Here is a 13,672-nt window from a genome sequence, read left to right on the forward strand (position 1 = left end):
GGCGGTGTCCGCCGGACCGGGGGCGTCCCCTTCGCGCGCCGGTCAGGGGTTGCCGTAATAGGCGTCCGGGCCGTGCTTGCGCGTGAAGTGACGGTCCAGCAGGTGTTGCGGTGGCGGTGTCGCCCCGGCTCCGTCCGGCCGGAGGGCGCGGGTGTGCAGCGCCATCTTGGCGACCGCCTCGCAGATGATCGCGTTCTCCAGCGACGCGGTCGCGGTGGCGCCCCAGGTGAACGGGCCGTGGCGCGAGACGAGCGCACCCGGCACCTCGCGGGCCCGTCGGTCGTCACCCTCCAGCATGGTCACGATGACCTGGCCGGTGTTGTACTCGTAGTCCTTCGCGCACTGCTCGGCGGTGAGGTCCGAGGTGACGGGGACGGGCCCGTTGAAGGTGTCGGCGTGGGTGGTGCCGAGTACGGGTATGGGCACCCGGGCCTGGGCGAAGGCGACGGCGTGTTCGGAGTGCGTGTGCGTCACCCCGCCGATGGACGGGAACGCCCGGTAGAGACAGCGGTGGGTCTCGGTGTCGGTGGACGGCCGCAGCCGCCCCTCCACCACGCTGCCGTCCTCCAGCGAGACCACCACGAGGTCCCGCTCGGTGAGTTCCGCGTAGGAGACGCCGGACGGCTTGATGACGAAGACCCCCGATCCGCGATCCACCCCACTGACGTTTCCCCAGGTCAGCGTGGCCAGCCCGGCCTGCGGAATCCTCAGGTTGGCGGCCAGCACCTCACTGCGCAGTGCGCGGAGTGTGGTCTCGCTCATGACGCGTTCACCGTCTCTCTGGACCGTCTCTGTAACAAGAACAACGACAACTGCTCCTCGGAACGCCCCGAAACCGAGCACCACGGCGTCCGTACGCCGCGACGTCCGTACGCCGTGACGTCCCTACTTCCTCACGTCGCGTGTACTGACGCAGCTAGATTGTGAGCGCTAACATGACGCCAACTCAAGCCCCGGGCGGTAACTGCCAAGGATTTCGGCGTTCGGGAAGGGTCCGGATGTGAGCGCACACCCCTCTCGGGCGGACGCTCCGCCGCAGCGGCCTCCGTACACCTGCACCGGACAGGTACCTTGAGGTCGACGTCCTTCCCCCACGCCCCGGTCTCCACAGAGAGGAAACGGATTTGCCCCGGCCCGCAGACGCCGCGAGAGCACCCACGATGGCGGACGTGGCACGCGTGGCAGGCGTGTCGCACCAGACCGTTTCACGGGTTCTCAGCGAGCACCCGAACGTGAGCGTCAAGACCCGCGCCCAGGTGACCGAGGCCATCGAGCGGCTCGGCTACCGCCGCAACTCGGCGGCGCGGGCACTCGCCACCCGCCGCACCCACACGCTCGGCGTCATCGCCGTCAACACCACGCTGCACGGGCCGGCGAGCACACTCGCGGGAGTGCAGGAGGCGGCGCGCGACCGGGGATACCTCGTCTCGGCCGTCACCCTGCGGGTGGCCAGCCGGGCGGCGCTGACCGAGGCGATGGAGCACCTCAGCGCGTGGGGCGTGGAGGGGATCATCGCCATCACGCCGCAGCGCGACGCGGTGCGCGCGCTCACCACGCTCCAGGCTCCCTGCCCGGTGGTGACCGTGGAGGGCGGGCACGATCTCGACCTGCCGGGTGTCTCCCTCGACCAGGAGCTGGGGGCCCGCATGATCACCGAGCATCTGCTCGCCTCCGGCCACACCACCGTCTGGCACGTCGCCGGCCCCCGCGACTGGCTGGAGAGCGAAGCCCGGACCGCCGGCTGGGAGGGCGCGCTCCGGGAGGCGGGCGCCGAGATCCCGACGCCGTTGCGCGGCGACTGGGGGCCGATGTCCGGCTACCGGGCGGGTCAGCAGCTCGCCGGCCGGGTCGCCTCCTCGCCGCAGGGCCCCGGGCTCACCGCGGTCTTCGTGGCCAACGACCAGATGGCGCTGGGGGTGTTGCGCGCCCTGCGGGAGGCGGGTTTCCACACCCCGCACGACGTGGCGGTGGCCGGGTTCGACGACATCCCGGAGGCGGAGTTCTTCCCGCCGCCACTCACCACGGTCCGCCAGGACTTCGCCGCGCTCGGCCGCAACAGCATCGCGCTGCTGCTGGAACACATCGAGGGAACGGCCACCGGTACGGCGCACCTCACCGTCGCCCCGGAGCTCATCGTCCGCGCCAGCACGGCACGCCGGCAGGGGGCCCGGCCACCGGCGCGCGAGGGCGGTACCTGACCGGGTGCGGGCGCCCGTCGCCACCCGAGCGGTGGCGGCACCCGCCGGCCGCGCCGGGCGGTCCGGCGCGAGGCCGCCGCCCGTAGCGTACGGGAGGCACCGCTCGCACCAGCCGCCGCCGGTCGAGCGGCCTTCCCGCACCGCCCTCGGCCCTCCCGGTCCTCGGCCCTCTCCGCCGAACCCGGACCCGGACCAGCGCCCCGCGCCCCGCCCGCCTGCGCTGCGTCGGGCGCGGCCCGCGCAACTTCCGCACCTTCCTCTGCGGGGCCCACGCTCTTCCTGCGGCCCGTCCGACCGCGCTGAGCTGCGCGAAGATGCGCAGGGCCGTCACGCCGGTGCGAGAACCGTTGACAAATGCGGAGCCTGCTAGAAACCTGTCACCTCAGCACCGCAAAAAATGAACTAGATCCCTCAAATTACCAAGCAATGCGCGCGAGTTCGCGGCAGGCGGCCTGCTCCTCGCTCCTGCCGATGTCCCGATCGACCCCCCACCGGCGTTCCGGCAGCCCGCACGCGGCCGTTCGCCGTCCGCCCGACGCCGTGGCGTCGGACGGGCGGCGCCTGCGCTCCTCGTGTCCGGCCGGCGCCGCAGGCCCACGGAACTGAGGACAGCATGAGAGGGAAGCAACGCGGATGGCGGCGGTTCGTCATCGGTGCGGTGGCAGCCGCGCTGATGACCGTCGGCCTCCTGCCGGTCGCCGCCTCGGCGGCCGGACGGACCAGCGACCTGGCGCTCGGCAGGCCCGCGTCGGCCGGCGGCTCGCTCGGCGCCTATCCGGCGTCGAACATCACCGATGGCAGTCAGCAGACGTACTGGGAGAGCCCCGGAACGTTCCCGCAGTGGGTCCAGGCCGATCTGGGCGCCGCGTCCGCCGTCGACCAGGTGGTGCTGAAGCTGCCGAACACCTGGGAGGCGCGTACTCAGACGCTCTCGGTCCAGGGCAGCACGGACGGCTCCGCATTCAGCACCCTCTCCGCCTCGGCCGCCCGGTCGTTCACCCCGGCCGCGAGCAACACCGTCACCATCGGCTTCACCGCGGCCCAGGTGCGGTACGTACGGGTGCTGGTGACCGGCAACACCGGCTGGAGCGCGGCGCAGCTCTCCCAGCTGGAGGTCTACGGGGAGGCGGCGGGAGGCACGGACCCGGGCACACCGGCACCGACCGGCACCAACCTCGCGCTGAACAAGCCGATCGAGGCGTCGTCGTACGCACAGACCTACGTGGGCACCAACGCCAACGACGACAGGCGTGACACCTACTGGGAGTCGAACGGCTACCCCGCCACGTTGACGGTGAAGCTCGGATCCGACGCCGATCTCTCGGCCGTCGTCGTCAAGCTCTCGCCGGACGCGGCATGGGGTGCCCGCACCCAGAGCCTGCAGGTGCTGGGCCGGGCGCAGTCCGCCACCGGGTTCACCTCGCTGAAGAGCCAGGCCGATTACGCCTTCTCGCCGTCCGGCAACGGAAACACGGTGACCGTCCCGGTCAGCGGACGGTACGCCGACGTACAGCTGAAGTTCTTCTCCAACACCGGCGCTCCCGGCGCCCAGGTCGCCGAGGTCCAGGTGGTCGGTACGGCCGCACCCAACCCGGACCTGACCCTCACCGACCTCAGCTGGTCGCCCGCGTCCCCGTCGGAGAGTGACGCGGTCACCGTGAACGCCACCGTGCGCAACGCGGGTTCGGCGGCGGCGCCCGCGACGACGGTCAACGTCAGCCTGGAGGGCCAGGTCCTCGGCAGCGCCTCCGTGAACGCGCTCGCGGCCGGTGCCTCCGCCACCGTCCCGGTGAGCGTCGGCAAGCGCCCGATGGGTACGTACTCCGTCTCGGCGGTGGTCGACCCGACCGACACGGTCGTCGAATTGGACAACAGCAACAACAGCCGCACCGCCGGCTCGAAGCTCGTGGTCGCGCAGAGCCCCGGGCCCGACCTCCAGGTCACGGGCATCTCGTCGAGCCCCTCCAGCCCGGCGGTCGGTGCGGCCGTCACCTTCGCCGTCTCGGTGAAGAATCGCGGTACCACGGCGGTGAGCTCCTCCACGGTGACCCGCCTCCAGGTGGAGAGCACCACGCTCGACGGGACCACCGGGGCCGTTCCCGCCGGAGGCACGGTCACCGTACCGATCAGCGGCACCTGGACCGCGAAGAGCGGCGGGGCCAATCTGACCGCCACCGCGGACGCGACCGGTGTCCTCACCGAGACCAACGAGAGCAACAACGTCTTCTCCCGCGCCATCGTGGTGGGCCGCGGCGCGGCAGTCCCGTACACCGAGTACGAGGCCGAGCAGGGTTCCTACCAGGGCACGCTGCTCACCGCGGACCAGAAGCGCACCTTCGGTCACACCAACTTCGCCACCGAGTCCTCGGGCCGCCGGTCGGTACGGCTGAACTCCACCGGCGAGTACGTCGAGATCACCTCGACCGTGCCCACCAACTCCCTCGTGGTCCGCAACTCCGTCCCCGACGCGCCCGGCGGCGGCGGCGCGGAGGCCACGATCAGCCTCTACGTCAACAACACCTTCGCCCGGAAACTGACGCTCTCCTCCAAGCACAGCTGGCTGTACGGAGACACGGACAGCCCGGAGGGTCTGACCAACCAGCCACAGGCCGACGCCCGCAGGCTCTTCGACGAGTCGAACGCGCTCCTCGGCCAGACCTACCCGGTCGGCACGAAGTTCCGTCTGCAGCGCGACGTGGGCGACACCGCCTCCTTCTACATCATCGACCTGGTCGATCTGGAGCAGGTGGCGGCACCGACCGCGCAGCCCGCCGGCTGTGTCTCCATCACCGCCTACGGGGCCGTGCCCAACGACGGCATCGACGACACGGACGCGATCCAGCGGGCGGTGACGGCAGACCAGAAAGGCGATATCGGCTGCGTATGGATTCCGGCCGGGCAGTGGCGGCAGGAGCAGAAGATCCTGACCGACGACCCGCTCAACCGGGGGCAGTACAACCAGGTGGGCATCAGGAACGTCACCATCCGCGGCGCGGGCATGTGGCACTCCCAGCTCTACTCCCTCATCCAGCCGCAGAACGCGGGCGGCATCAACCACCCGCACGAGGGGAACTTCGGCTTCGACATCGACGACAGCACCACCATCTCCGACATCGCCATCTTCGGTTCCGGCACGATCCGCGGCGGTGACGGCAACGCCGAGGGCGGGGTGGGCCTCAACGGGCGCTTCGGCAGCAACACCAAGATCACCAATGTCTGGCTGGAGCACTCCAACGTCGGGGTGTGGGTGGGCCGCGACTACGACAACATTCCCGAGCTCTGGGGTCCCGGTGACGGGGTCGAATTCACCGGAATGCGCATTCGCAACACCTACGCGGACGGCATCAACCTCTCCAACGGGACCCGCAATTCGACGGTCTTCAACTCCTCCTTCCGGAACACCGGCGACGACTCATTGGCTGTCTGGTCGAACAAGTACGTGAAGAACCAGGCGGTGGACATCGGCCACGACAACCACTTCCGCAACAACACGATCGCGCTGCCCTGGCGGGCCAACGGCATCGCGGTCTACGGCGGATACGGCAACACCATCGAGAACAACATCGTCTCCGACACGATGAACTACCCCGGCATCATGCTGGCGACCGACCACGACCCGCTGCCCTTCTCGGGGCAGACCCTGATCGCCAACAACGCGCTCTACCGCACCGGCGGGGCCTTCTGGGGCGAGGCACAGGAGTTCGGCGCCATCACCCTGTTCGCGGCCGGCCCCGACATCCCCGGCGTCACGATCAGGGACACCGACATACAGGACTCGACCTACGACGGGATCCAGTTCAAGACGGGCGGGGGCTCCGTCCCCGGAGCGCAGATCTCGAACGTCCGGATCACCGACTCGCGCAACGGCTCCGGCATCCTGGCGCACGGAGGGGCGAGGGGCAGCGCCACCCTGACGAACGTGACGATCCAGAACTCCGCCCAGGGTGACGTGCTGGTCGAACCCGGATCGCAGTTCGTCGTCAACGGCAGCGTCAACACCGGCGCGGCGTCCGCCCGGTAGCGGCATCACCACCCCTTGCTGGTCTCTCACGCGTCATCGGCCGGCACGCCTCGACGGCGTGCCGGCCGATGGCCGTGGAACGTGTCCGGCCCCCGGGCCGACGGCGCGGCACATGATGAATGTACTGACCACATATCGAGACGGGTTTGCGGGAGCACAGCGAGGAAGCGTCTCATCGCGGCTGTGCGAAACGAACGGACGACACCGGATCACTCCCTCACCGACAACACGGGCTCGAACGGCACGGGCTCCGACAGCACGGGCTCGGAGAGCAAGACCGCGAGGCGCGCCGTCACCGTCTTCCCCGTTCTCGTCCTCGTGGCGGGCGCGGCCGGTCTCCTCACACCCGGGACCTTCGAGGGCTGGACGAAGGCGGTGCCGTACCTGCTCGGCGTCGTGATGTTCTGCATGGGGCTGACGATGACCCCGCAGGACTTCAGGGGCGTGGCGAAGCGCCCCTGGGCCGTCGCCATCGGGCTGGTCGCGCACTACGTGATCATGCCGGGCCTCGGCTGGATCATCGCCCATCTGCTGGGGCTCCCCCCGCAACTGGCCGCGGGTGTCATCCTGGTGGGCTGCGCGCCGAGCGGGACCGCGTCGAACGTGGTGACCTTCCTGGCCCGCGGTGACGTGGCACTGTCGGTCTCCGTAGCCACCGTCTCCACCGTGCTCGCTCCGCTGGTGACACCCCCGCTGACCCTGCTGCTGGCCGGCGCGTACCTGCCGGTGGACGCCGGCTCCATGGTGACCGACATCCTCAAGACGGTGCTGCTCCCGGTGATCGGCGGGCTGGTGGTACGGCTCGTCGCCGGCAAGCTCGTCGACCGTGTGCTGGGAGCCATGCCCTGGCTGTCCTCGCTGGCCGTCGCGGCGATCGTCTGCGCGGTGGTCTCGGGAAGCGCCGGCGCGATCAAGTCGGCGGCGGCCACCGTGCTGATCGCCGTCGTCCTGCACAACGGCTTCGGCCTGGCGCTCGGTTACGGCGCGGGCAAGCTCGCCCGTCTCGGGCCGCCCGCGAGCCGTGCCATGGCCTTCGAGGTCGGCATGCAGAACTCCGGTCTCGCCGCGTCCCTGGCGACCGCCCATTTCAGCCCACTGGCGGCGCTGCCCGCGGCCGTCTTCTCGGTCTGGCACAACATCTCGGGCGCCCTGGTGGCGGCCTGGATGTCGCACCGTTCGCGGCGGAGCGAGCGGTCCGCCGCCCCGCTGCCGGCCGGCGGGGCGGCGAGCAGCGCTTCCTGACGTCCCTCCCGGGGACGACCCGCCGACTCTCTGTGCACAGGGTTGAGGCCCTCCGCACGGGGCTTCCGTGTACGGCCCCGGAGGCCCACCCGAAACCGTGTGCGATTGTCGGTCGGGCGTGATACTCACTAGTCCCACGGGGACGAAGGATCATGGACCTCCCCGTACGACACAGGTCAGAGGGTGGGGACATGGCGTTGCTCCGTGATTGGACGCTCGCGCTGGGTAAACAGGTGGGACGGCCCGCAGCACGGTTGCAGAAGGACTCCGGAGATCCGGAGGTCCCGCGTATCCGCGCGGCTGCCGCGGCCGCGGACTGGAACACCGTGCGCGGGATACTCGAGGCGCGCCCCGAGAGCGAGGACCGGACGGAGCTGCTCCGGGCCGTCGGGGAGACCGCGCGGGTGGAGCAGTGGATCACCGGGGCGGCCGAGGCCGAACCCGAGTCGGCCCTGCCCCGGGTCGTGGCCGGTATGCGCCACCTCCACTGGGGCTGGGAGGCCCGTACGCAGGCGAGGGCGACGCACGTCTCCCGTGAGCAGTTCGAGGTGTTCCACGACCGGCTGCGCACGGCCGAGCGTTGGCTGTACGAGGCGGCGGAGCTCGAACCGCGCTGGACCTCCCCCTGGTACGGGCTCCAGACCACCGGGCGTGGCCTCCAGGTCGGTCCGGCCCTCGCGCGGCGCAGGTTCGAGGCCACGGTCCGGCGCGACCCGTACCACGTCGGTGCCCACACGCAGCAGTTGCAGCAGGTCTGCGACAAGTGGGGCGGCTCGCACGAGGAGATGCACGCCTTCGCGCACGCGTCCGTGTTCGGGGCCCCGGCTGGCACCCTGCTGGGCAGGCTGATCCCGGAGGCCCACATCGAGCAGTGGCTCTCCCTCGACCCGGGTGAGGACGCCGCGTACGTGCGGCGGCCGGACGTGGCCCAGTCCTTGCACGAGGCCGCCGAGCACTCCTACCGACACCCCGACTTCGTCCGTCGCGGCTCCTGGAACGGCCTCCTCAACCTCTTCGCCATGGCCTTCTCGCTGGCGGGGGACCGCGACGCGGCACGGGAGTGCTTCCGGGCCACCGAGGGCCGCGTCAGCGAGTTTCCCTGGAACTACGTGGACCACCGCGACCCCGTGGCGGCCTACCGGAAGCACCGCGCGGCAGCCGGGCGCTGACCCGGGGAGACGTCTCCCCGAGCCTCGCCACCCTGCCCGTCCCTCATCGTCCTCATCCGTCCGCGTCCATCAGCGTCCGTCCGTGTCCGTCCATGTCCGTCCGTGTCGTCGTCGGCGCTCCGCGCGACGAGGGCGGACCCACCACACGAAAGTCTGCGCCCGGTGCCTCCTTCCGAGACCGCCCACACCTTCCAGGTCGACCTGCGTGGCCTGGTCGACCTCCTCTCCCACCACCTGTACTCGTCCCCCCGCGTCTACTTGCGTGAGCTGCTGCAGAACGCGGTGGACGCCATCACGGCCCGTCAGGCCCTCGACCCCGGGGCGCCCGGCCGCATCACGGTGCGTACCGGGGACACCCTCACCGTCACGGACACCGGCATCGGTCTGACCGAGGCCGACGTCCACCAGTTCCTCGCCACCATCGGGCGCAGCTCCAAGCGGACTCCGGACGGCGCCCTGGACGGCGCCGGGCTCGACGCGGCCCGGGGCGAGTTCATCGGCCAGTTCGGCATCGGGCTGCTCGCCTGCTTCGTCGTGGCGGACGAGATCGTCGTGACCAGCCGCACCGCGGCCGATCCGGCGGCGCCCGCCGTCGAATGGCGCGGCCACTCCGACGGCCGGTACACCATCCGCGCGCTGCCCGCCTCGGCCGTTCCCGAGGCCGGCACCACCGTGCGCCTCACTCCGCGCGCCGACAACGCCGAGTGGACGGAACCGGACCGGGTCGTCTCCCTGGCCCGGCACTACGGCGGCCTGCTGCGCCACGAGGTCGTCGTGGTCGGGCCACGGGGCGAGACCCACCGGGTCAATGAGACGCCGCCCTGGGAGCGGACGCACCGTTCGCCGCTGGCCAAGCGCGAGGCGTTCACGGCGTACTGCCGCACCCTCTTCGACTTCACCCCGCTCGACACCATCGACCTCGACCTGCCGGCCGCCGGACTGCGCGGGGTCGCCTACGTCCTTCCCGCCGCGGTCAGCCCGGCCCAGAAGGCGGGGCACCGCGTCCACCTCAAGGGGATGCTCCTCACGGACCAGGCACCGGAGTTGCTGCCCGAGTGGGCCTTCTTCGTGCGCTGCGTCGTCGACACCACCAGCCTGCGGCCGACCGCGTCGCGGGAGGCGCTGTACGAGGACGGCACGCTCTCCGCCGTACGGGACGCCCTGGGCGAGCGGATCCGCGACTGGCTCACCGGCCTCGCCGCGAGCGATCCCTCCCTTCTGCACCGCTTCATCGACACCCACCACCTCGCCGTCAAGGCGCTCGCCCGTTACGACGACGAACTGCTGCGCATCGTGCTGCCGTGGCTGCCGTTCGAGACCTCCGACGGCAATGTGACGCTGGAGGAGTTCGCGCGTACCCACCCGACCCTGCTGGTCACCCGTAGCGTCGAGGAGTTCCGCCAGGTCGCCCCGATCGCCTCGGCCGCCGGACTCGGGGTCGTCAACGGCGGCTACACCTACGACCGCGACCTCGTGCACCGGCTGCCGGAGATCCGGCCCGGCACGGCCGTCGCGGACCTGGACCCGGCCACCGTCACCGCGCACCTCGACGCCGTGGACTCCTCCGCCGAACTGCGTGCGGCCGCCTTCCTCGCGGTCGCGCGGGAGACGATCGGGGTCCACGACTGCGACGTCGTGCTGCGCGACTTCCAGCCGGTCACCGCCCCGGCGCTGCTCCTCGACAACCGGGAGGCGAGGCACGAGCGGACCAGGTCGAGCCTCGCCTCCGACAGTGACGGTCTCTGGGCGGACATACTCGGCTCGCTGCGCCAGGAGGCCCCGCGTGCCCAGCTCGTCCTGAACCACCTCAATCCGCTGGTCCGCCAGGCGATCACGATCACCGAGCGCGGCCTCGCCGTCGCGGCCGCCGAGGCGCTCTACGGCCAGGCGCTGCTGCTCAGCCGTCGCCCCTTGCGGGCGAGTGAGAGTGCCCTGCTCAACCGGGCCTTCATCAGCCTGCTCACCCACGCCATGCACCAGCCCGGCACAGCCGCACCCGGCTCCGAGCCCCGGAAGGAACTCTAGATGCTGGACACTCCCGAGGCCGTGGTCGAGGCTCTCCGCGAGAACTTCGAGCGACCCCACGGACTGGCACGCACCGTCGTCGCGGAGGAGCTCGTGGAGGCGGCGGAGGCCTTCGAGAAGCCCGACGTCCTGGTGACGGCGCTGCTGGAACTCATGTCGGCGTACGAGAACATCGGCGAGCACGCCAAGTCGCCCGTCACCTTCGCGCGGCTGCTCAAGCTCTGGGACACGACTCCCGAGTCGTTCAGCGAGTGGGAGGGTCACCAGGTCTTCTGGCGGTTCAAGTGGGTGACGACCTCGCTGCTGCAGGTGCCCGAGGTGCCCCTGGCCTCCGTCCACCGCTGGATCGACGAGATGCGCCGCCGGTACGAGGCTGCCGGTCACTCCCTCCAGCCGGTGGCGGCGATGCGCCACCACATCGCGTCCCACACGGGGGTGGGCGTCGCCGACGCGTACGACCTGTGGGTCACCCGGCCCCGCAGTGGGCTGAGCGACTGCGAGGCCTGCGAGATACGGCACCTCGCCCGTCATCAGATGGCGAGGGGCGACGACGCCGCGGCCCTGGACACCTGGGAGCCGGTCCTCCGCGGGGGCACCACCTGCACGGATGAGCCGCAGATGAGCCAGGCCCGTGCGCTGCTGCCGCTGCTGCGCCTCGGCCGGACCGACGAGGCCCGGTCCCACCATCTGACCGGGTACCGGCGGGTCCGCGGCAACACCGGCATGCTTCAGGAGGTCGGTCTCCACCTGGAGTTCTGCGCCCTCTCGCGCAACGAGGGGCGCGGGCTGGAGATCCTCGCCGAGAACCGTCCGCTCTTCGAGGCGACGGGCGCCCCGGGAGCCCGGCTGGGCTTCCTCACCGGTGTGGAGGTGCTGCTCGCCGCGCTGGCCGGGGAGGGTCACGCCGACACCGCCGTCGCCGGTCCGCCGGGGCGGAACTGGACGACGGGTGAACTCCTCGCCCACGTCCGCTCGGAAGCGGACCGGCTGGCCGCCGCGTTCGACGCGCGCAACGGCACCACGGCGGTGGGCGACCGCCGTCGTCGGCGCCTCGCCCAGCGCCCGCTGCTCGACGAGCCACTCCCCCTGGGGCTGCGGATCTCCCCGGCCCGGCCCTCCGCCCCCACGGTCGCCGAACCCGCCACCGTGCTGGACGTACCCGACGACTTCGTCGCCCTGGTGCGTGAGGCCCGGCGCCTGGCCACTCTGGGTCACCCCGGGAGGCGCCGGCTCTGGGCCCGTGTGGCGGACCGCCTCGCGGACGGCACCGCCACCCACGACGACGTCCTCGGTCCGGAGGACCGGCTGAAGGCGGAGGTCGCGCAGGAGCGCGCCATCGACCGGTTCTCGTACAGGACGCACGCCCCGGAGAGCTACGCCGGGCTCCGGGCGGCCGCGGACCTGTTCGCGAAGGTGGACATGCCCTGGCTCGCGCTCGCCGCCCGCTGCCGGGCGTTGGTGTGGGCTTCCGCCGGGGAGGAGGACCTGGACGGTACCGCACCGGACGCCGTAGCGGTCACCGGACGCCCGGACGCCGACGCTGTCCGGGCGGGTCTAGACGAGGCCCTGCGCGAGGCGGAACGCCTCCTGGCCGAGGCCCCGTTCGGGTCCGGGGCGCTCGGTGCCGCTGAAGCCGTTTCCGGGGAGGATCTGGAGACGGAGCGCGTGCTGTCGTACCTCTCCGTCCTCTTCTCCGTGACCTTCGCCGCCCATCAGGAGGTCCGGCTGCGACCGGACGGGGCAGGCGAAGCTCTGAAACGGTTCGAGGAGTCCGTCGACAGGCTGCGGACCGAGGCGGAACGTCTCTCCGTTCCCCACCAGGCCGCCAACGCACGCCAGTTCGTCGCGGACCTGGCCGGCGAGCGGGGCGATTTCGCTCTCGCCGAGGCGGAGATGCGCCAGGCGCTCCGGGAGGTGGAGGCGTCCGGGCGGCCGTGGCGCGGCTCTCGTACCCGCGCGCTGCTCGCGCAGCTCCTCATCGGACAGGACAGGCCGGAGGAGGCCACGGAGCTGCTGCACCAGGTGGTCTCCGACGTCGTCCGTCACGGCGACACGGAGTTCGAACTGGCCGGTGTGTACGCCCTGCTCGGTCATGCCGCCACGCATCTGGGCAACTCCGCCGACGCGGTGCGCCACCTGTCGGAGGCCGCCGCCCGGTACGACCAGGAGGAGGAGTACGAGCGAGCCACCGGGATCCGGCTCCAGCTCGCCGGCGTCCTGGCGGGTACCGGGCAGCAGGCCGACGCCGTCGCGGTGCTGGAATCGGTGCTCTCCCACGAGGCGGTGTCCTCCGTCGACGAACGCATGATCGCCCAGGCCCGGTTGCTGCTGGCTCGCGGCATGCGCGAGCTGGAGGAGTTCCTGCCCGCCGCGGAGGAGTTCCTGCGTCTCGCCGACACCGTGGCGGCATGGGAGGACGACCGGGCGACCCACACCCTGGTGGCCGCCGAGACCGCGGTCACGCTGGCCCTGGCCGATCGCTGGGAAGCGGCCGGCACGGCCTACGAACGCGCCCTCGCCGCCCACACCGAGGCGCCGAACCCGTCTCTGGTCAGGCACATGATGTGCGAGTTCGCACGGCTCGTCATGGCCTTCCGGGGCGCCGAGGGGCTGGACACGGCACTGGAGCACCTGACGCGGGCCGAAGAGGTCCGGCCCGTCGGCCCACAAGCGGACGAGTCCTTCGTCCCCTGGTACGAGGACGGCGCGGTGCACTACCGCCGCGCGCGGGTCCTCGCGGACGCCGAGCGCTTCCCCGAGGCGCTCGCCGCCGCCGAGGCCGCCATCACCGCCTACGACCGGGGCGGGGAGGACGGCGAAGTACCGCGCGCCGAGGCGATCCGCATCGCCGCGCTGATCGAGGGGAACGGCCTCGACCGGCGCAAGGAAGCGATCGACCGGCTGACGACGGCGGCGGCACGCTGTCGCGGGGCGGGACTCGACGGGGCCGCGGACATCCTCGACGCCCTGCGCGCCGAGTACCTGAAGCAGCAGGGGGGCTGAACACTGCCGGGGGC

7 protein-coding genes are annotated in these 13,672 nt (G+C 71.5%); 6 read left to right on the forward strand and 1 reads right to left on the reverse strand.

The features are described 5' to 3' along the window. Positions 1–42 precede the first annotated feature (42 nt). Positions 43–762 carry an L-ribulose-5-phosphate 4-epimerase AraD gene (gene araD, locus ACFYPN_RS23850; protein ID WP_358757564.1) on the reverse strand — a complete coding sequence of 240 codons (720 nt, stop codon included), beginning with the start codon at positions 760–762 and terminating at the stop codon, positions 43–45. Positions 763–1,160: 398 nt separating this feature from the next. On the opposite strand from araD, the gene ACFYPN_RS23855 reads away from it, so the two are divergent. The 6 genes from ACFYPN_RS23855 to ACFYPN_RS23880 all read left to right on the forward strand — a co-directional run bounded on the left by ACFYPN_RS23855 (position 1,161) and on the right by ACFYPN_RS23880 (position 13,658). Beyond that, the gene (locus ACFYPN_RS23855) at positions 1,161–2,198 is read left to right on the forward strand and encodes a LacI family DNA-binding transcriptional regulator (protein WP_389300971.1); all 1,038 of its coding nucleotides are present in this window, start codon (positions 1,161–1,163) and stop codon (positions 2,196–2,198) included. Positions 2,199–2,811: 613 nt separating this feature from the next. Next, positions 2,812–6,219: a CARDB domain-containing protein gene (locus tag ACFYPN_RS23860; RefSeq protein ID WP_389300829.1), complete on the forward strand. Its 3,408-nt coding sequence runs from the start codon at positions 2,812–2,814 to the stop codon at positions 6,217–6,219. A gap of 318 nt (positions 6,220–6,537) precedes the next feature. Next, positions 6,538–7,461, forward strand: coding sequence for a bile acid:sodium symporter family protein (locus tag ACFYPN_RS23865; protein WP_358757640.1), 924 nt, complete (start codon positions 6,538–6,540; stop codon positions 7,459–7,461). Positions 7,462–7,652: 191 nt separating this feature from the next. Beyond that, positions 7,653–8,630, forward strand: a complete 978-nt coding sequence (locus ACFYPN_RS23870) for a hypothetical protein (RefSeq protein ID WP_358757569.1) — start codon at positions 7,653–7,655, stop codon at positions 8,628–8,630. Between the two features lie 162 nt (positions 8,631–8,792). Next, positions 8,793–10,655, forward strand: a complete 1,863-nt coding sequence (locus ACFYPN_RS23875; protein ID WP_358757571.1) for an HSP90 family protein — start codon at positions 8,793–8,795, stop codon at positions 10,653–10,655. After that, complete coding sequence (locus ACFYPN_RS23880; RefSeq protein WP_358757573.1) at positions 10,656–13,658, forward strand: hypothetical protein; 3,003 nt, start codon at positions 10,656–10,658, stop codon at positions 13,656–13,658. It begins immediately after the preceding gene. Positions 13,659–13,672 lie beyond the last annotated feature (14 nt).

The sequence above is a fragment of the Streptomyces sp. NPDC005576 genome (genome assembly GCF_042871745.1).
Lineage (GTDB): Bacteria > Actinomycetota > Actinomycetes > Streptomycetales > Streptomycetaceae > Streptomyces.